The sequence below is a fragment of the Pseudomonas sp. SID14000 genome (genome assembly GCF_002165135.1).
GTDB lineage: Bacteria > Pseudomonadota > Gammaproteobacteria > Pseudomonadales > Pseudomonadaceae > Aquipseudomonas.
In genome coordinates this window covers 190,114-210,119 of record NZ_NFZQ01000005.1, presented here as the reverse complement: position 1 = coordinate 210,119, position 20,006 = coordinate 190,114, and the positions used below count along the sequence as shown (strand labels likewise).

Below are 20,006 nucleotides of genomic sequence, written 5' to 3'. Positions count from 1 at the left end.
CTGCGGCCCCCGCTTGCTAACCTGATAGGTGATACATGGCAGGCGCAAAAGAGATTCGCAGTAAGATTGCGAGCATCAAAAGCACGCAAAAAATTACCAGCGCCATGGAAAAAGTGGCGGTCAGCAAGATGCGCAAGGCACAACTGCGCATGGCTGCTAGCCGTCCTTACGCGGAGCGTATCCGCCAGGTGATCGGTCATCTGGCCAACGCCAACCCGGAGTACCGCCACCCGTTCATGATCGAGCGCCCTGTAAAGCGCGCCGGTTATATCGTGGTGAGCAGTGACCGTGGTCTGTGCGGTGGCTTGAACACCAACCTGTTCAAGGCCCTGGTCAAGGACATGAACGAAAACCGCGAACAGGGCGTGGAAATCGACCTGTGCGTGATCGGCAGCAAGGGTGCGACTTTCTTCCGCATCTTTGGCGGCAACGTCGTAGCCGCGATCAGCCACCTGGGCGAAGAGCCATCGATCAACGATCTGATCGGCTCCGTCAAAGTGATGCTGGACGCCTACCTGGACGGCCGCATCGATCGCCTCTCGGTGGTATCGAACAAGTTCATCAACACCATGACCCAAAAACCGACGGTCGAGCAATTGGTACCGTTGGTGGCAACCCCGGATCAAGATCTCAAGCATCACTGGGATTACCTGTACGAACCCGACGCAAAAGAGCTGCTGGACGGCTTGATGGTGCGTTACGTGGAGTCGCAGGTGTACCAGGCGGTGGTCGAGAACAACGCTGCTGAACAAGCGGCCCGGATGATCGCCATGAAGAACGCCACAGACAACGCCGGTGATTTGATCAGCGAACTTCAGCTGGTCTACAACAAGGCGCGTCAGGCTGCGATCACCCAGGAGATCTCGGAAATCGTCGGCGGCGCTGCCGCGGTTTAACGGTTCAAATATTCAGAGGATCCAGCTATGAGTAGCGGACGTATCGTTCAAATCATCGGCGCCGTCATCGACGTGGAATTCCCACGTGACGTCGTGCCGAGTGTTTACAACGCGCTGAAAGTGGAAGGCGCGGAAACCACCCTCGAAGTTCAGCAGCAGCTGGGCGACGGCGTGGTTCGTACCATTGCGATGGGCTCGACCGAAGGCCTGAAGCGCGGTCTGGGTGTCGTCGACACCGGCGCTGCCATTTCCGTTCCTGTTGGTAAGGCCACTCTGGGCCGTATTATGGACGTTCTGGGCAACCCGATCGACGAAGCCGGCCCGATCGGCGAAGAAGAGCGTCGTGGTATCCACCAGAAGGCTCCTTCCTTCGCTGACCAGGCAGGCGGCAACGACCTGCTGGAAACTGGCATCAAGGTTATCGACCTGGTTTGCCCGTTCGCCAAGGGTGGTAAGGTTGGTCTGTTCGGTGGTGCCGGCGTCGGCAAGACCGTTAACATGATGGAACTGATCCGTAACATCGCCATCGAGCACAGCGGTTATTCCGTGTTCGCCGGTGTGGGTGAGCGTACTCGTGAGGGTAACGACTTCTACCACGAGATGAAGGACTCCAACGTTCTCGACAAAGTAGCCCTGGTCTACGGTCAGATGAACGAGCCACCAGGAAACCGTCTGCGCGTAGCGCTGACCGGCCTGACCATGGCTGAGAAGTTCCGTGACGAAGGTAACGACGTTCTGCTGTTCGTCGACAACATCTATCGTTACACCCTGGCCGGTACCGAAGTATCCGCACTGCTGGGCCGTATGCCTTCCGCAGTAGGTTACCAGCCGACCCTGGCCGAAGAGATGGGCGTTCTGCAAGAGCGTATTACTTCGACCAAAGAAGGTTCGATCACCTCGATCCAGGCCGTATACGTACCTGCGGACGACCTGACCGACCCGTCGCCAGCCACCACCTTCGCCCACCTGGACGCCACCGTCGTTCTGTCCCGTGACATCGCCTCCCTGGGTATCTACCCAGCGGTCGATCCACTGGACTCGACTTCGCGCCAGCTGGACCCGAACGTGATCGGCAACGAGCACTACGAAACTGCCCGCCAGGTTCAGTATGTTCTGCAGCGCTACAAAGAGCTGAAAGACATCATCGCGATCCTGGGTATGGACGAACTGTCCGAAGCCGACAAGCAACTGGTAGCCCGCGCTCGTAAGATCCAGCGCTTCCTGTCGCAGCCGTTCTTCGTGGCCGAAGTCTTCACCGGTTCGCCAGGCAAGTACGTTTCCCTGAAAGACACCATCGCTGGCTTCAGCGGCATCCTCAAAGGTGACTACGACCACCTGCCAGAACAAGCGTTCTACATGGTCGGCAGCATCGACGAAGCGATCGAGAAAGCCAAGAAACTGTAATCCCGGCGCCCCGAAAGGGGCGCTAATCAGGTTGAGGCAAGCAGATGGCTATGACAGTCCATTGCGATATCGTCAGCGCGGAAGGAGAAATCTTCTCCGGTCTGGTCGAGATGGTGGTTGCGCACGGCAACCTGGGCGATCTGGGTATCGCTCCAGGCCACGCGCCGCTGATCACCAATCTGAAGCCAGGTCCGATCACGCTGACCAAGCAGGGCGGCGAGCGCGAGGTGTTCTACATCTCCGGTGGCTTCCTGGAAGTGCAGCCGAACATGGTCAAGGTTCTCGCCGACACCGTGCAGCGTGCAGCCGACCTGGACGAAGCCTCCGCTCAGGATGCCGTCAAGGCAGCTGAGAAGGCCCTGCATGAGAAAGGCGCGGATTTCGACTACAGTGCCGCATCCGCACGTCTGGCCGAGGCCGCAGCCCAGCTGCGTACCGTCCAGCAGATCCGCAAGAAGTTCGGCGGTTAATTCCGCAGGCTTCATGTAGATTGAGAACAAGGGTAGCCATCGGCTACCCTTTTTCTTTTTTTGTAACCTATGAAACCGGTCATTTCACTGACCGCCCAGGATTGGTAGCCAGTAATGTCACTCGATATCGTTATTCTCGCCGCCGGCCAAGGCACCCGCATGCGCTCGGCGCTGCCCAAGGTGCTGCACCCGGTAGCCGGCAACTCCATGCTCGGCCATGTTATCCACAGCGCGCGCCAGTTGCAGCCGCAAGGTATTCACGTGGTCATTGGCCATGGTGCCGAGCTGGTTCGCGAGCGCCTTGCCGCTGACGACCTGAACTTCGTCATGCAGGACAAGCAGCTGGGTACCGGCCATGCGGTTGCCCAGGCATTGCCGGCCTTGACCGCCGACACCGTGCTGGTGCTGTACGGCGACGTGCCGTTGATCGAAGTAGAGACCCTGCAGCGTCTGCTGGCCAAGGCCAACGAGCAGCAGCTGGGCCTGCTCACGGTGACCCTCGACGACCCGACCGGCTATGGCCGCATCGTGCGTGACGAGCAGGGCAAGGTGACCGCCATCGTTGAGCACAAGGACGCCAACGATGCGCAGAAAGCGATCAAGGAAGGCAACACCGGTATCCTGGCCCTGCCTGCCGCGCGCCTGGCCGACTGGATGGGCCGACTGTCGAACAATAACGCCCAGGGCGAGTATTACCTGACCGACGTCATCGCCATGGCAGTGGCCGATGGCCTGGTGGTGGCTACCGAACAGCCGCACGACCCGATGGAAGTGCAAGGCGCCAACGACCGTCGCCAGCTGTCCGAACTGGAGCGCCACTACCAGTTGCGTGAAGGCCGCCGCCTGATGGCCCAGGGTGTGACCCTGCGCGACCCGGCGCGCTTCGATGTACGCGGTGAAGTGACTGTTGGCCGTGACGTGCTGATCGACATCAACGTGATTCTCGAAGGCAAGGTGGTCATCGAGGACGATGTGCAGATTGGCCCTAACTGCGTGATCAAGAACACCACCCTGCGCAAAGGCGCAGTGGTCAAGGCCAACAGCCACCTGGAAGGCGCCGTGATGGGCGAGGGCAGCGATGCCGGCCCGTTCGCCCGCCTGCGCCCAGGCAGCGTGCTGGACGCCAAGGCCCATGTGGGTAACTTCGTCGAACTGAAAAACGCCCACCTCGGGGAAGGTGCCAAGGCCGGCCACCTGACCTACCTGGGCGATGCCGAAATCGGCGCTCGCACCAACATCGGTGCTGGCACCATCACCTGCAACTATGATGGCGCCAACAAGTTCAAGACCGTGATGGGCGAGGACGTGTTCATTGGCTCGAACAACTCGTTGGTAGCGCCTGTGGAAATCATGGCGGGTGCGACCACCGCAGCCGGTTCGACCATTACCCAGACCGTTGAGGCTGGCGACCTGGCCGTGGCCCGCGCACGCCAGCGCAACATCTCGGGTTGGAAGCGGCCAGAGAAAATCAAGAAGAGCTGAGTTATACACAGCTGTTTCGATCGAAAGCCGACTTATGTGAATAAGTCGGCTTTTTTGTGGGCGAATCATCTCTAAGGGCTGGCACGATCCCTGTGGGAGCGGCTTCAGCCGCGAACACCGGCGAAGCCGGTGCCATCCCATCGCGTTGGATTCTTCGCGGGTGAACCCGCTCCCACAGGGTGCCCATTTTCCATTGGGATTTATCCACAGCTTGACGAATCGCTCATCTTAGGTTTTGATTGCCACCATTATCTTTCGAATCGAAACTTAAGCGCTCATGTCGAAACGAAACACCCCGCAGCGGCGGCACAACATCCTGGCTTTGCTCAGTGAGCAGGGCGAGGTGAGTGTGGACGCTTTGGCCAAGCGTTTCGCAACCTCGGAAGTCACCATCCGCAAGGACCTCGCTGCCCTCGAAACCAATGGCCTGTTGCTGCGGCGCTACGGTGGCGCTGTCCCGGTGCCACAGGAGCTGCTCGGTGAGCCCGCCCAGCCTGTGTCTTCCTATAAAAAGGCCATTGCCCGCGCCGCCGTAGCGCGTATCCGCGAACATGCGCGCATCATCATCGACAGCGGCAGCACCACGGCAGCCATGATCCCCGAACTGGGGCGCCAGCCTGGCCTGGTGGTGATGACCAATTCGATGAACGTCGCCCGCGCCATCTGCGATCTTGAACACGAGCCGGTGCTGCTGATGACCGGTGGCACCTGGGACCCGCATTCCGAGTCGTTCCAGGGCCAGGTGGCCGAGCAGGTGTTGCGCTCCTACGATTTCGACCAGCTGTTCATCGGCGCTGACGGTATCGACCTCGACCGCGGCACCACCACCTTCAACGAACTTCTCGGGCTGAGCCGGGTCATGGCCGAAGTCGCCCGTGAAGTGATCGTTATGGTCGAATCGGACAAGGTAGGGCGCAAGATCCCCAACCTCGAGCTGCCCTGGGGCAGCGTGCACACCCTTATTACGGACGAACGCTTGCCCGCAGCGGCACGCGAACAAATTCAAGCCCGCGGCATCAACCTGATCTGCGCCGCGATCAGCCAGGAGCAATAAACCATGTGTGGAATCGTTGGTGCCGTCGCCGAGCGCAACATCACAGCCATCTTGATCGAAGGCCTCAAGCGTCTTGAGTACCGTGGGTACGACAGCGCCGGCCTGGCTGTCCTAACCCAGAACGGTGAACTGCAGCGCCGCCGCCGTATCGGCAAGGTCAGCGAGCTGGAAGCCGCTGTTGCCGCCGAGCCACTGGCTGGCCAGCTGGGCATCGCCCACACCCGTTGGGCCACCCACGGTGCGCCGACCGAAGGCAACGCTCACCCGCACTTCTCGGAAAGTGAAGTGGCTGTGGTGCACAACGGCATCATCGAGAACCACGAAGAACTGCGCGAAGAGCTGAAGGGCCTTGGCTATGTATTCACTTCGCAGACCGATACCGAAGTCATCGTCCACCTGATCCACCACACGCTGAAGAGCATCCCGGACCTGACCGATGCCCTGAAGGCGGCGGTGAAGCGCCTGCATGGCGCTTATGGGCTGGCGCTGATCAGCGCCAAGCAGCCTGACCGCCTGGTTGCCGCACGTAGCGGCAGCCCGCTGGTCATCGGCCTGGGCCTGGGTGAGAACTTCCTGGCTTCCGACCAGCTGGCCCTGCGCCAGGTCACTGACCGCTTCATGTACCTGGAAGAAGGCGACATCGCCGAAATCCGCCGTGACCAGGTCTCCATCTGGGACCAGGACGGCCACAAGGTCCAGCGTGAAACCGTGCAGTACCACGAAGGTGCCGAAGCCGCCGACAAGGGCGCTTACCGTCACTTCATGCTCAAGGAAATCCACGAGCAGCCAAGCGTGGTGCAGCGCACCCTGGAAGGCCGCCTGGGCAAGGACAATGTGATGGTCCAGGCCTTTGGCCCGAAGGCTGCCGAACTGTTCGCCAAGGTGCGCAACGTGCAGATCGTTGCCTGCGGTACCAGCTACCACGCCGGCATGGTCGCCCGTTACTGGCTGGAAGGCCTGGCTGGCATCCCGTGTCAGGTGGAAGTGGCCAGTGAGTTCCGTTACCGCAAGGTGGTGGTGCAGCCGGACACCCTGTTCGTCTCCATCTCGCAGTCTGGCGAAACCGCCGACACCCTGGCCGCGCTGCGCAATGCCAAGGAACTGGGCTTCCTCGGCAGCCTGGCGATCTGCAACGTCGGTATCAGCTCGCTGGTGCGTGAGTCGGACCTGACCCTGCTGACCCTGGCCGGTCCGGAAATTGGCGTGGCCTCGACCAAGGCCTTCACCACCCAGCTGGTTTCGCTGATGCTGCTGACCCTGGCTTTGGGCCAGGTACGCGGTACCCTGGAAGTTGGCGTCGAAGCCGAGCTGGTTGAAGAACTGCGCTGCCTGCCGGCCCGCCTGGGCGAAGCACTGGCCATGGATGCCACGGTCGAAAAAATTGCCGAGCTGTTCGCCGACAAGCACCACACCCTGTTCCTCGGCCGTGGTGCGCAGTACCCGGTGGCGATGGAAGGTGCACTCAAGCTCAAGGAAATCTCCTACATCCACGCCGAAGCCTACCCGGCAGGCGAGCTGAAGCACGGCCCGCTGGCGCTGGTGGACAACGACATGCCAGTGGTTACCGTTGCGCCGAACAACGAACTGTTGGAGAAGCTGAAGTCCAACCTGCAGGAAGTGCGTGCCCGTGGTGGCGAGCTGGTGGTGTTCGCCGACGAGCAGGCCGGCATGACCAATGGCGAAGGTACCCACGTGATCAAGGTGCCGCACATCGCCGACGCCCTGGCGCCGATCCTGTACACCATTCCGCTGCAGCTGCTGTCGTACTACGTAGCCGTGCTCAAGGGCACCGACGTGGACCAGCCGCGTAACCTGGCCAAGTCGGTTACGGTCGAGTAAGTCGGAACCTGGGGCGCTTTGCTGGTTCCTGAGAATTAACACTGTCGCTCCGTGATTAAATCTGTCGCTAACAAAGGGGGCCGCTGCTGGCCCCCTTTGTCTCAACGCCTTCCCTGGCTGCCGTTGCTCTGTCTGCGGTCCCCTCTGTGACCTTAGCCGATCGAATCTTTTCGCCGGTGGTTCAGAAGTCCACGCTGGCGGAGAGCTGCACGGTGCGTGGCGCGCCCAGGCCAAGGCTGGACAGCAGCGGCATGCCCCAATAGGCCTTGTTGGTCACGTTATTCACCGTGCCACGCAAAGTCACCGGGTGGTCGGCGACCTGCAACGCATACCGCGCGCCCACATCGTAGATGGTGTAGCCGGGGATTGATTGGCTGTTGTCGGCGCTGATGTACTGCTTGGACACGGCACTGGCGTTGGCAGTCAGGGTGAGGCCTTCGAGCATCGGTGTGTCCCATTCCACGCCCAGCTTGCCTTGCAGCTTCGGCTGACCCGTGGCGATCTTGCCATCGTTGACGCCACCTGCGGTTTTGGTCAGCTTGGGGTCGACCCGGGCCACGCCGCCCATCAGGCGTACGTCGGTGAGCGGGGTGCCGAAGAAGCTCCATTCGATGCCTCGGTTACGCTGCTCGCCGCCGAACGAGAAAATGTTGGTGGCTGGGTCGGTGTAGCTGCTGGGCCGCTCGATCTGGTAAAGGCTGACGGTATGGGCGAAGTCGCCCAGGTCGAGCTTGACCCCGACTTCTTTCTGCTTGGACTTGTACGGCGCGAACACCTCCCCGGCGTTGGCGGCGCTTATCGGTGCGCTGGCGCCCTTGCTCAGGCCCTCGATGTAGTTGGCGTACAGCGACACCTCGTCGGTCAGCTTGACCAGCACGGCGGCTGCCGGAGTGGTGGCGCTTTCGTCGTAGCGGGAGGTGCGCGCACCAGTGCTGACACTGAAAGTATCGGTGAGCACCTGCTGTCGGCGCACACCAAGGGTCACCTGCAGACGCTCGTCGAGGAACGACAGGGTATCGGCAAGCCCGTAGCTGCTCAGACGCGTTTCAGTGTGCAGGATCGCCGGCCAGCTTTCCGGTGCCTTCGGGCCCCAGACCGGATTGTAGATGTTGGTCACCCAGTCAGCCCCGGGTACGGAGCGGCGGCCGTAGTCCTTCTCCTTGTCGGAGTAGTGGGTGGCGTTGAGCGACCACTGGTGACCGATGCCGAAGGTGTCCATATTGCCCCGGAGGCCGGCTTCGCCCGAGGTCTTTTCCAGGTCGATCTTCAACTGGCCCATGGTCGTCTCGAAGTCGCCGGCGGTGTTGATCACCTTGGACGAGATCGCGCCATTGTAGGCGTAGTCGGTGCGGCTGGTGCCCGCCGCCGCATAGGCGGTAATCGCGTCGTTGAGGTCGTACTCGCCGCGCACGATCGCGCCTTTGTCGCGGGTCTGCACATAGCCCCAGTCGGGGTTGAGCAAAGTGTCGGACTTCGGTGGACGGGGCACCGGCACGCCCCGGTCGATGCCGATGCCCCGGTTCTGAGCTTTGACGCGGTCTTCGCTCTGGTAAAGGTCGGCCGACAGTCGCGCGCGCTCACCCTGCCAGTCCAGGCCGAGGGAATTGAGCTGGACCTTCATCTGCTGGTGGTCGGTGGCAGTGTCGCCATCCCGGTAGACGCTGTTGAAACGTACACCAAGCTGCTGCTCGTCGCCGAAACGCCGGCCGACGTCCAAATGCCCGCCCAGTTGTGCATCGGACATGTAAGTGGTGGTGACTCGGGTCAACGGATCGGCCCCGGCGCGCTTGGGCACCAGGTTGATGCTACCCGCCACCGAGCCTCCGGGTGGCATGCCGTTGAGCAACGCGGATGGGCCTTTGAGTACCTCGACGCGCTCGAACATCTCGGGCGAGATGCGGTAGTAGGGCGCCATGCCGTACAGCCCGCCGATGCTGACGTCGTTGATGTTGGAGGCGAAGCCGCGGATCGAATAGTTCTCGCTGTAGGTTCCGGACAGCCCGTTGCTGAACACCGTGGGGTCGGTGGCGGCGATGATGTCGGTGATGTTCTGGGCCTGAATGTCTTCGATGTACTTGTCGGTGTAGCTGATGGTGCTGAACGGGGTGTCCATGAAGTCCTTGTTGCCCAGCAGGCCTACGCGCCCGCCGGTGGCCACTTGGCCACCGGCATACACCGGCGGCAGTGCGGCTTTGTCGAGTTTGCCCTCGACCATGGTTTCGCTCAGCTCCAGCTTTCCGGTGGCAGCTTCCTGGCGTGCCTGTCCGGTCGTCTCCTGTGCTTTGTCGGCTGGCTCTGCGGCTACAGCGCTACCGCCCAGGCCCAGTAACAGGGCCATATGCACGGCAGTGAAGGTGCGGTTGAACTGAAAGTGCGACGCCGCCCGTTGTGACACGGGGCGAACGCGCTGTGGCGAACAGCGTTCCGACATGCTGGATTCCTTTCGATGCGCAGGATGAGTGAAGGTATTCACAAAGGTTTCCGCGCCAGCAAAAAAAATCCTCAATAAAAATCATTAGCATTTAAGAATGAAGCCGTCGCCCGTGCCAGGCGACGGCCTCACCTCCTCGGTCGGGGCTGTGGCTCAGCCTTGGTAGCCGCGTATCACCTCGTCTGCCATGCGGTCCAGGCAGGTCACACTGGCGGTGCACAAATACCAGGTCTGGGCATCCACGAAGATCACCCGGCCGTTGTGCCAGGCCTTGGTCTTGCGCAGTAACGGGTTGTCCAGGCTGGCGAGGTCGAGCTGGGCACGGCGCTCCATCACGGCGGTGCGGTCGATGACGAAGAGGATGTCCGGATCGGCCTGCTGGATGAACTCATTGGAGATCGGTTGGCCATGCAGGCCGGTAGCGATGTCGGCGCTGGCCGGCTTGACGCCCAGGGTGTCGAAGATGAAGCCGTAACGCGACTGCACCCCGTAGGAGGTGAACGAGCCGTTGTTGTGCAGCACGATCAGCGCCTTTTCCGGACGGCCTTCGGTGACCTTGCGGGTCTGCTCGATCTTGGCCTGCATGTGGTCGATCTTCTCTTGCGCCAGATCCTCCTTGCCGAGCACCCGCCCGAGCACCCTCAGGTGTTGCTTGGCGGTCTCCAGGTAATTGCCGTTCTTGTTGGTCAGGTCCAGGTCGTCGTACAGGGTCGGCGCGATCTGGTTCAGCTCGGCGTAACTTTGTGCCTGCAGCGGCGAGATCAGGATCAGGTCGGGCTTGAGCGCGTGCAGGCGCTCTAGGTTGGGCTGGATGGTGGTACCGACGTCGGCGACGTCCGGGTTGTCGCGGTAGTGGCCGAGGAAGTCGACCACGTAGTCCTTGGCCATACCCACCACCGGCGCGCCAAGCTGATCGAGGCTGTCCAGCTCGCTCATGTCGAAGGCCACCACGCGGTTGGGAAGCTTGTCGATCTCGGTGGTGCCTAGCGGGTGCTTGATCGAGATCGGCTGGTAGCTGGCTGCGACCGCAGTTGCAGCCGGCTGCGGCGCGTCGTTGGTCGCCTTGGTTTGGTCACAGCCTTGTAGCGCGGCGGCGATGGCCAGCAGCGCAACGGCCAGGGTATTACGGTTGCCCGCGGTCATATCAGCTCCCTTGACGTGGTTGGGTTGAAGTAATTGCAGACGAAGCCCTGTTCGCTGCGCAGGATCTCGAACTCGAGGTCGAACAGCTCGGCCAGGCGCACGGCGTTGACCACCTCGTCTACCGGCCCGCTGCAGTGCACGGCGCCGCGTTTCATGGCGACGATGTGGTCGGAATAGTTGGCGGCGAAGTTGATGTCATGGACCACCATGATCACCGTGCGGCCTTGTTCGTCGCACAGCCGGCGCAGTGCCCGCATGATCATCACCGCGTGTTTCATGTCGAGGTTGTTCAACGGCTCGTCGAGCAGCAGGTAGTCGGTCTGCTGGGCGATGGTCATTGCCAGGAACGCCATCTGCCGCTGGCCGCCGCTGAGTTCGTCGATATAGGCCTGGCGCAGCGGTTGCAGCGCGAGGAAGGCAATGGCGTCGTCGATGGCCTGCCGGTCTTCGCGGGTCAGGGTGCCGCGGCTGTAGGGGAAACGGCCGAATGCCACCAGTTCTTCCAGGGTCAGGCGCAAGTTGAATTCCGGTGCCTGGCGCATGGTGGCCACGCGCTTGGCGTAGTCGCGTAGCGGGATCGCGGCCAGCGGCTCGCCGTCGAGGCTGAGCTCACCCTGGCCAGGAGCCTGCAGGCGCGCCATCAACATCAGCAAGGTGGTCTTGCCTGCGCCATTGGGGCCGATCAGCGAGGTTATCTGGCCACGCGGGAAGCGCACGCTGACATCGGTCAGCACCGGCTTGTTGCCGTAGGTCTTGTGGACATGGCGTAGGGAGATCATGCGGTGCCTCGTGTGCGAACCATAAGCGTGAGGAAGTACAGGCCACACACCAGGTTGATCAGGATGCTGACGGAGGTGTTGTAGTTGAACAACTGCTCGACCAGGTACTGGCTGACGATGAACAGGATGATCGCGATGGCGCTGGCCATCGGCAGCGTCACCCGGTGGCGGGCGGTGCGCGCCAGGGCGTAGCTGATGTTGGCAACGAACACGCCCATGAACGCGGTCGGCCCGACCAGGCTGGTGGACAGCGCTACCAACACGGCGATCAGCGCCAGTTGCAGGCGCACGCTGGCCAGATAATCGATGCCCAGGGACTGCGCCTGGTCGCGGCCTAACGCCAGTACGTCAAGGGTTGGTAGCAGGCGCTGGATCACCAGGCAGACCGCGCCTGTCAGCAGGCCCGAATACAGCACCTGTGTCGGCTGGGCCTTGTTGAAAGAGGCGTAGTTGAAGCCTTGCAGGATCGAGAACTCGCCGGGGCTTATCTTCAGTTGGATGAACTGGGTAACCGTGGTCATCACCATGCTCAGCACCAGCCCGAGCAACAGCAGCAGGTAGACGTTGTTGCGCCCGTCGCGCTGCAACCAGCGGTGCAGCCACCAGGAGTAGCCGAGCATCAGCGCAATCGACAGCGCGACATTGGCATGACGCCCCAGCAGCACCAGGCTCTGCGTGCCCAGCAGCAGGATCAGCAGGGCCTGGAACAGCAGGTAGACCGCTTCGTAACCCATGATCGCCGGGGTCAGGATGCGGTTGCCGGCGATGGTCTGGAAGATCACCGAGGCATAGGCCACGCAAACCCCGGCAATGATCATTGCCGCCAGACGGTTCAGGCGCTTGGGAATGACATAGTCAAAATCCAGGCTCGAGCCCAGCAGCACGAAGCCCATGGCCAGCAGCGCAGCCAGCAGCCAGATGCCGTAACGCACAAGCAATCTGTTCATCGGAATTGCCTGATCAGCAGGATAAGGAACAACACGCCGCCGACGCTGCCGGCGGTGAGACCGATGGGCACTTCGAAGGGGTAGATCAGCAGGCGTCCGAGAATGTCGCAGGCCAGCAGCAGCGAGGCGCCGCCCAAGGCCACGATGGGCAGGGTACGGGCCAGGTTCTCGCCGTAGCGCAGCGCCACCAGATTGGGTATCACCAGCCCGACGAAGGGGATTGCGCCGACGGTGATTACCGTGACCGATACGGTGACCGCCACCAGTATCAGGCCGATCGCAGCGTGGGCGCTGTAGTTCAGCCCCAGGCTGCTGGCCGTTCCCTCGCCCATGCCGAGCACGGTGAAGCGCTGGGCGAACAGGTAGGTGAGGGCGACGACTGGCAGGACCAGGTAGATGATCTCGTAGTTGCCCTGGACGATTCGCGAAAAGTCCCCCAGCAGCCAGGCCTGCATGCTTTGCAGAAAATTATGCCGGTAGGCGTAAAACTCGGCGAAGGCGCTGAGCACGCTGCCATACATCAGGCCGATCACCGGCACCAGAACGGTATTCTTGAAGCGGATGCGGCGGATGATTGCCACGTACAGCAGGCTGGCGATGAAGCAGAAGGCCAGGGCAAACAGCATCTTGCTGGTGGTGCTCGCCGCAGGCAGCGTGGTGACGGCGATGAGTATGCCCAGCTTGGCTGCGTCGAGCCCGCCGCTGGTGGCAGGTTCGACGAAGCGGTTGCGTACGATCTGCTGGAGGATCACCCCGCATACCGCCAGGCCTACGCCGGTGAGCACCAGCGCCGCCAGGCGCGGTAAGCGGCTGGCGGTCAGGGTCAGCCAGGCTTCGTCGGACAAGGCCAGCAGCGCTGACCAGGAAATCTGGCTGACACCGACCGTCAGCGACAGGCCGCACAGCAGCACAAGCAACAGGGGCAGCACGACGCGGTTCAAACACTGTCCTCGCTGACCGATTGTGCGGCGATCCGCCAGCCCTTGGCGGCGCGGCGCTGGGCCAGGAAGTGGGCGTAAAGGCCTGGCGCCTGAGCGAGCCGGGCAGGGGACCCCTGCTGGCTGATCTGGCCTTGGTCGAGCACCACGACCTGGTCGGCCATGGCCACCGTCGACAGCTGGTGGGCGATCACGATCACCGTGCGCTTGCCGCGCAGCCGCGCCAGCGCCTCGCTGATCGCGACCTGGTTTTCGGCGTCGAGCGCGGCGGTGGCCTCGTCGACCAACAGGATCGGCGCGTCCTTGATCAGCGCCCGGGCGATGGAAATGCGCTGGCGCTCCCCACCGGACAGCCGCGTGCCGCCTTCGCCGACCTGGGTGTCGAGCCCTTCGGGCAGGCGCTCCAGCATTTCCATGACCCCGGCCTCGCGTGCCGCTGCCAGGACCTCGGCTTCGCTGGCATCGGGCTTGCCGACGCGGATGTTGTCGGCAATGCTGCCCTGGAACAGGTAGGCATCCTGGAAAATCTGGCTGATTTGTGCCGCCAGCCGGCCGGCGCCGATCTGCCGCACGTCGACGCCACCGACCCGTACGCTACCCTGGCTGACATCGAAGAAACGGGCGATCAGGCGCATCAGCGTAGTCTTGCCCGAGCCGGAGGCGCCGACCAGCGCGGTCATGCTGCCCGGCTCTACGCGCAGGCAGATCTTGCGCAGGGTCTCGGGCTGGTTCTCGGCATAACGGAAGCTGACCTCGTGCAATTCCACCGAACCGTCGGCGGGCTCCTGCGGAGCCTGTGCCTGTGGCATCGGCTGCACCGCGAACAGCTCGCGAACCGTCGTCAGCTGGCTGCGCGCGCCGCGCAACACTTCGCTGTAGCTGGCCACCTCCAGCAATGGGTCGACGAAGCGGCTCAGTAGCAGCAAGGTCAGCACCAACGGGACCAGCGCGGCGGGCGCCAGGGGCTGCCCGACCAGATGGCCGAGCCACAGCAATGCGGCACCCAGTAGTGTGGCGAACACTGCCTGGACCGCCCAGGTATTGACCACCACCGACATCGCCGAAACATGGATCAAGCGGCGCGCGGCCTGCTGCTGGTCGGTAATGGCCTGCTCAAGAAAGTGGCTGCCGCCGTCCTCGCCATTGAACGCGCGCAGCACAGATTGCGCCTGGGCAAACTCGACCATGCGCTGGCTGGCTTGGGCGGTACTGGCGTGGTAGCGATCGTCGGCGCGCTGGCCCAGGCGAGCCGTCAGTACCAGCACCGCCAGCAACAGCGGCAGGGCGAGCAGCGCGATCAGGCCCATCCTGAGGTCAAGGGCGAACAGGGCCGCCACTACCACCAGTGGAGTCACCAGGCCGGTAATCAGCGGGGTGAACACATGGGCCGGCAATTGCGCCAGGGCCATCATGCCCTCGGCAGTCACATGGCTCAGGCGTGCTGTGTTGTGCGCGTCAAACCAGCCCACCGGCAGTTGCGCGACATGGTCACCAAGGCGATGGCGGCCCTGCTGCAGCACGGCGACGCCAACCCGGATACCCGCCCGTTCGACGCGCCGGCGCAGTGCCCAGCAGAGCACCACGCCCAGTACCAGCGGAATCAGCCAACGGCTGGCGGCAGGGAGGTCATTGGCCAGCAGGCTGGCCAGCACCGGCAGCACCGAGACGATGCTCAACCCGCAGAGCAGGCCGTAGACCAGCGTCATGCCAAGGTAGCGGCGAAAGATCCCGGCGTCGTTGCCGAGCAATCGGTTGAAGGTGTTCAGCATGGTGCTTGCGCCTCTTGCATGGCCTGTTGATAGCCACCCAGTGCCCACAGGCGGGCATAGTGGTCATTGCGGGCGAGCAGCTGGTGGTGACTGCCTTGTTCGCGGATGTGGCCGTTGTCGAGGACGATGATCCGGTCAGCGTGCATCACCGTGTCCAGGCGATGGGCGATTACCAGCACAGTGCGGCCCTTGGCGAAACGGGACAGTGCCTGCTGGATCTGCACCTCGTTCTCGGCATCGGCGGCGGCGGTGGCTTCGTCCAGCACCAGCACCGGCGGATCGAGCAGTACGGCACGGGCGATACTCACCCGCTGCAGCTCGCCACCGGAAAGCTGCGCATCCTCGCCGATGACCGAGTCGTAGCCGCGTGGTAGCGCCAGGATGCGTGAATGGATGTTGGCCAGGCGTGCGGCATGCTCGATCTCCTGCTGGCTGGCCGAAGGCCGGCCGAGGGCGATGTTGTCGCGCAGGCTGGCGTGGACCAGGCGTACGTCCTGCAGCACGAAGCCGATATGGCGATAGAGCTGGCGGCTGTCGATCTGGCGCAGATCGGTATTGCCGATGCAGATGCGCCCGGCGCAGGGGTCGAAGAACCGTAACAGCAGGCGGGCCAGGGTCGACTTGCCGGCTCCGGACGCGCCGACAATGGCAGTGACCGTGCCAGGCTCGAGGGTAAAGCTGATGTCGTCGAGCACCGGGGCCTGGCCATCGTAGCCGTAGACCAGGTGCTCGACATGGATCGGTGCGTCGGCCGCCAGGCGTGCCGGACCGCCTGGCAAGGTCTCGAGCACCGGGGTCTGAAGCAGGGCGTGCAGCCGTTGCGCCGCGCCGGTGGCGTGTTGCAGGTCATGCATCACGTAGCTGAGCAACAGCAACGGGGCGCACAGGCCGGGGGCGACCAGGGCGAACGGCAGCAGGCCCGCTGGGGCGATCCAGCCCAGGGCGCAGAACAGCGTACCGAAGCCCAGCACCACCCCCAGCACTGCCACCGGGGTCAGCATGGCGTGGGCGTTGGCAATGCCGCTGACCAGCGGCCGGGTGAAGTCGGTGAAGGCTGTGGCGAAGGCATCCACCGCCTCGCGGTAGCTGCCGTGGGCCTTGCCCTCAATGCCGAACGCCTTGACCACCGGGGTGCCGTTGATGAATTCGACCACTGCATTGTTGATCCGCGCCATGCCGGCGCCGAACGCCTGCAGGTTCTTGCCACTGGCCTTGGTAGCGCGGCGGAAAAACAGCAGGAACAGCGGGAAGGGCAACAGCGAGACCAGCGCCATGCGCCAGTCCATGGCGAACAGGTACAACGTCGAGATCGCTACCGCGCCGAAACAGCGCCCCACGGTGGTGTAGAAGTGCGCGGTGAGGCTATGCAGGGTGGCAACATCGTCCTGCATCACCTGCTTGACCTCGCCGGAGGCGCGGCTGGAGAACCAGCCCAGCGGCACCCGGGCCAGGCGCCGGGTGATGGCCCGACGCAGGTGGCGGGTGATGTGGTTGTCGGCCAGGTGTGCGAGGCTCTCGCCAAGGGACACCAGCAGCATCCCGAGCAGCAGGCTCAGCAGGCTGAGCCCTGCTACCTGCCAGACGTTGGCCTGGACCTGGGCCCAGTTGTCGGCGGCCTGTGGTGCAAGCACCAGTTGGGCGACATGGGCGATGCCAGCCAGTGGCACCAGGGTCAGCATGCTACCGACGGCGGCCAAGGTCCCGGCGATGATCAGGCGTTTGCGGATCGGCCGCAGCACCTGCGCTACCGTGCCGCTGGGGGTTGGGGTTGCCTCGCTTGCATCGTTGGCGCTCATTGAATCTCCTGAAATGACTACGGCAGGCTGCCCGTTGGGCGTGCCTGATGTCCTTGTCGCCTGGCGTTTCGCACTGTGCATACCGGGTATTCCGCATGGCGAGCTGAATTCCTCAAACAGCGTGTGGATGATCACGCGCCGCTTGAGGAGGCGAACGGGACGCAGGCACGCAACCCCGAAGCGATGTATTTCTCGACAGATGACACCGACACCTGCAGTTCGCTGGCGATATCGCGCTGCGCCATGCCGTTGAGCTTGTACATCAACAGGGCCTGGCGAGCCTTGGCAGGCTGGGCATGGAGGGCGGCCTCGATCTGAGTCAGGGTTTCCAGGAGCAGGGCGCGGGCTTCCTCCGAGGGGGCCAGCGGTTCGCTCTGTTCCTTGAGGCCATTGAGGTGTCCGGATTCGACTCGGCGTCGACGATAGAGATCAATCACCAGCCCCTTGGCGATCTGCGTGAGGTAGCAGCGGCTGACCTCGGCGGCGGGAACACTGCCGCGCTTGAGCAGTTTGAGATAGACATCGTGGACGAGGTCGGCTGCATCGAACGAGTTTCCCAGCCTGCGCCGCAGCAGGCTGTACAGCCAACTGTGATGTTCGACATACAACTGGCCCAATTGCTGCTCGAGCGTGAACGGTCCGTTGTTCACCACACTTCTCCCTGAATGCTGGCAATGCCCTGTTTTGACTAATGAGAATAGTTATGATTAATATTCAGAGCATACGGGGTTCCTCTAGACCATGCAACGCGCTCAGGGCGGCTATTACCTTGGCACCCGGTCCAGACGGGTGCCATCACCGGATCGAGGAAGGGGCGTCGGTATCCAGGCCGTCCTTTCCATCTGTTGTCTTGTTCGTTAAGGCGGGATTTTCCATGATGGAACGAAATCCAGAGGCTGCCGCGCAGCTTTCTGTCAGTGGTTTTGAAGAGCATGTATGGCTCACGCAGCAACAATATCCGGACCAGGCATTCAGGCACTTCAGCGCCTGGCGTTTCGCCGACGGCCTTGATCTGGCCCGGCTCGAACAGGCGTTGCAGGCAGTTGTCAGCCAACTGCCAGCACTCAATGCCCGCTATCGCTTCAACGATGACGGCGAACTGCACAAGGTGAGCGGCAGTGACTGGCGTGCTTGCGTCAGCGTCTCGCCGGTCGAAAGCGATGCCCAGGCCGAAGCGCGCTTGCAAACCTTGCAGAACCTGCCGTGGGATGCTGAACAGCAACCGCCGTTCAACGCCCTGGTGCTGTACAACGGCCAGACGTTGATACTGGCTTTCGTCCTTCATCAGGTGCTCGACCAGACTTGTCGCGAGGATGACCTCTACCGCCTGGTCATGGATGCCTATGCCGGCCGACCGCTCGGCGCGCCACACCTGCCCTGGCGCCAGGGTGCCGGCGGCGCCCCCGAGCCTGTCGCTGCGGTACCGGGCACTGGCAACGATATTGCCGCAGTCATTCTCGGCGAGTTCCGCACTGCCCTGGCCGAGCCCGGCATGACCGTGGACGACGACTTCTTCGATTTCGGCGGCCACTCGCTGCTGGCCACCCGCATTATCGGCAAGCTGTTGGGCAACCACGGCATCGGGCTGCAATTCAACGATTTCTTCAGTGCGCCGACGGCCCGGGCCCTGGCGGCGCGGGCGCAGGTGCAAGCGGCAGGTGCGGCGAGCGCGCCCGAGCAGGCACCGGAGCTGCAGACGGCACCTTTCGCCCTGGCCCAGGCCTCCCTTGGGCGCACCTATGCCGCCTTCGACTTCGGCACTATCTTCAACCTGCCGTTCGCCATGGACTTCCTCGACGAGGTCGACGAGGTGCTGTTCGAGCGGGCCTTCGCCGACCTGGTCGAGCGCCACGCCAGCCTGCGCACCACTTTCCACTTCGATGCTGACCAGGCTTACCAGCGCATGGTGCCGTTGGCTGGGTTGGCGAACTACAAGTGGTTCTGGCCGAGCGGCGAAGGCGAAGGCGCCTCGCTGGCCAGCGAGGCAGGTTACCGCTTCGACCTGGCTCGCGAGCTTCCGATGCGTGTGCGTTTCTTCCGCGACCCGCAGCATGGGCGCCAGACCTTGTCACTGCTGGTTCACCACATGGCAATCGACGAATGGTCGCTGAACGTGATCATGGAAGAGCTGGCCCAGGCGTACCTGGCCCGTGCTGCCGGTCGGGCGCCGACCTGGGCGACCCCGGCGCGTTCGTTCCATGAGTATGCGCAGCGCGAGCAGGCCCGGGGCATCGATCAACGGCACCTGGCGTACTGGACCGACATGCTGCGTCCCGCCACCCCGGGGTTGACCCTGCCCACCATCGGCGCGCCGACCGCAGTGGCGAACGGCGAGGCCAGCACCCGTGCCGAGTGGTTCGAGATTTGCCCGTCACAGGCGCTGATCGACGGCCTCTACGGCTTTGCCCGGCAGCACAACGCGTCGCTGTTCGGCGTGGTCTATAGCGCCATCGCCCTGGCCCTGCACAAAGTGGGCGACTTGCAGGACCTGGTGATTGGCACCTCTGCCTCCGGGCGCAGCGACCCGGCCTATTACGAAAGCGTCGGCTACTTCACCACCATGGTTGCGCACCGCGTGCAGTTCGACCGGCAACAGACCTTGGGCGCACTGATCGAGCACACCAGCCGCATGATCAATGACTCCATGGCCTACGCCGATGTGCCGATGGAGCACATCCAGCAGGCGCTGGGCATGACCCCCGCAGATGGCCTGTTGTTCGACGTATATGTGCAGATCCATGCCAATAATGCCCTCAACGGCGCACTGAGCACGCCCGAGGGCCAGGCGATTCGCTACCGTCAGATCGACCCGGACAAGAGCCAGTCGATGTTCGGTATCCAGTTCGAGATCATGGAGAACATGCTCGACGGCCAGCGCGCCTTGCGCCTGGTGGTGACCTACTGTTCCGATCGCTATAGCGCCGCGCAGATGGCGCGTGTCAGCGCAGCCATCGAGCGGGTGTTCGCGCAGTTCGTCAACCCGGCCTCCGGTAGCGTGCGCCTGGAGCAACTCAACGTCTGAGCCAGGTTTTGCGCAAGCAAGAAACGGGGCGCCAGG

General features: G+C 62.9%; 15 protein-coding genes. 7 read left to right on the top strand and 8 right to left on the bottom strand.

Features of this window, described 5'->3' with window-relative positions; genetic code table 11:
- The first annotated feature begins 35 nt into the window (after positions 1–35).
- The 6 genes from atpG to glmS all read left to right on the top strand — a co-directional run bounded on the left by atpG (position 36) and on the right by glmS (position 7,145).
- Complete coding sequence (gene atpG / locus CAY82_RS09550) at positions 36–896, top strand: F0F1 ATP synthase subunit gamma (RefSeq protein WP_087500986.1); 861 nt, start codon at positions 36–38, stop codon at positions 894–896.
- Positions 897–923: 27 nt separating this feature from the next.
- Complete coding sequence (gene atpD / locus CAY82_RS09545) at positions 924–2,300, top strand: F0F1 ATP synthase subunit beta (RefSeq protein ID WP_087500985.1); 1,377 nt, start codon at positions 924–926, stop codon at positions 2,298–2,300.
- Between the two features lie 44 nt (positions 2,301–2,344).
- The gene (locus tag CAY82_RS09540) at positions 2,345–2,770 is read left to right on the top strand and encodes a F0F1 ATP synthase subunit epsilon (RefSeq protein ID WP_023383131.1); all 426 of its coding nucleotides are present in this window, start codon (positions 2,345–2,347) and stop codon (positions 2,768–2,770) included.
- A 114-nt stretch (positions 2,771–2,884) separates the two neighbouring features.
- Complete coding sequence (gene glmU, locus CAY82_RS09535; protein ID WP_063912288.1) at positions 2,885–4,252, top strand: bifunctional UDP-N-acetylglucosamine diphosphorylase/glucosamine-1-phosphate N-acetyltransferase GlmU; 1,368 nt, start codon at positions 2,885–2,887, stop codon at positions 4,250–4,252.
- A 277-nt stretch (positions 4,253–4,529) separates the two neighbouring features.
- Positions 4,530–5,306, top strand: a complete 777-nt coding sequence (locus CAY82_RS09530) for a DeoR/GlpR family DNA-binding transcription regulator (protein WP_087500984.1) — start codon at positions 4,530–4,532, stop codon at positions 5,304–5,306.
- A 3-nt stretch (positions 5,307–5,309) separates the two neighbouring features.
- Positions 5,310–7,145: a glutamine--fructose-6-phosphate transaminase (isomerizing) gene (glmS, locus tag CAY82_RS09525; protein WP_087500983.1), complete on the top strand. Its 1,836-nt coding sequence runs from the start codon at positions 5,310–5,312 to the stop codon at positions 7,143–7,145.
- Positions 7,146–7,326: 181 nt separating this feature from the next.
- Here glmS and CAY82_RS09520 read toward each other — a convergent pair whose 3' ends face one another.
- The 8 genes from CAY82_RS09520 to CAY82_RS09485 all read right to left on the bottom strand — a co-directional run bounded on the left by CAY82_RS09520 (position 7,327) and on the right by CAY82_RS09485 (position 17,598).
- Complete coding sequence (locus tag CAY82_RS09520) at positions 7,327–9,576, bottom strand: TonB-dependent siderophore receptor (RefSeq protein WP_087500982.1); 2,250 nt, start codon at positions 9,574–9,576, stop codon at positions 7,327–7,329.
- Between the two features lie 153 nt (positions 9,577–9,729).
- On the bottom strand, positions 9,730–10,719 hold the full coding sequence (locus tag CAY82_RS09515; protein WP_087500981.1) for a siderophore ABC transporter substrate-binding protein: 990 nt from the start codon (positions 10,717–10,719) through the stop codon (positions 9,730–9,732).
- Entirely contained in the window at positions 10,716–11,498 is a 783-nt protein-coding gene (locus CAY82_RS09510) for an ABC transporter ATP-binding protein (protein ID WP_087500980.1), read from the bottom strand. The genes CAY82_RS09515 and CAY82_RS09510 overlap by 4 nt, the downstream gene beginning before the upstream one ends.
- The gene (locus tag CAY82_RS09505; protein WP_087500979.1) at positions 11,495–12,445 is read right to left on the bottom strand and encodes an iron chelate uptake ABC transporter family permease subunit; all 951 of its coding nucleotides are present in this window, start codon (positions 12,443–12,445) and stop codon (positions 11,495–11,497) included. Before CAY82_RS09505 ends, CAY82_RS09510 begins: the two co-directional genes overlap by 4 nt.
- Positions 12,442–13,386 (bottom strand): ABC transporter permease, encoded by a 945-nt coding sequence (locus tag CAY82_RS09500; RefSeq protein ID WP_087500978.1) that lies wholly within the window; start codon positions 13,384–13,386, stop codon positions 12,442–12,444. The genes CAY82_RS09505 and CAY82_RS09500 overlap by 4 nt, the downstream gene beginning before the upstream one ends.
- Positions 13,383–15,152, bottom strand: a complete 1,770-nt coding sequence (locus CAY82_RS09495) for an ABC transporter ATP-binding protein (RefSeq protein WP_087500977.1) — start codon at positions 15,150–15,152, stop codon at positions 13,383–13,385. The genes CAY82_RS09500 and CAY82_RS09495 overlap by 4 nt, the downstream gene beginning before the upstream one ends.
- Positions 15,146–16,948, bottom strand: a complete 1,803-nt coding sequence (locus CAY82_RS09490; protein ID WP_087500976.1) for an ABC transporter ATP-binding protein — start codon at positions 16,946–16,948, stop codon at positions 15,146–15,148. Before CAY82_RS09490 ends, CAY82_RS09495 begins: the two co-directional genes overlap by 7 nt.
- A gap of 131 nt (positions 16,949–17,079) precedes the next feature.
- Entirely contained in the window at positions 17,080–17,598 is a 519-nt protein-coding gene (locus CAY82_RS09485) for a sigma-70 family RNA polymerase sigma factor (protein ID WP_087500975.1), read from the bottom strand.
- 224 nt (positions 17,599–17,822) lie between these two features.
- Between CAY82_RS09485 and CAY82_RS09480 the strand changes: the two genes are divergently transcribed.
- Positions 17,823–19,970 (top strand): condensation domain-containing protein, encoded by a 2,148-nt coding sequence (locus tag CAY82_RS09480; protein ID WP_087500974.1) that lies wholly within the window; start codon positions 17,823–17,825, stop codon positions 19,968–19,970.
- Positions 19,971–20,006: the final 36 nt, after the last annotated feature.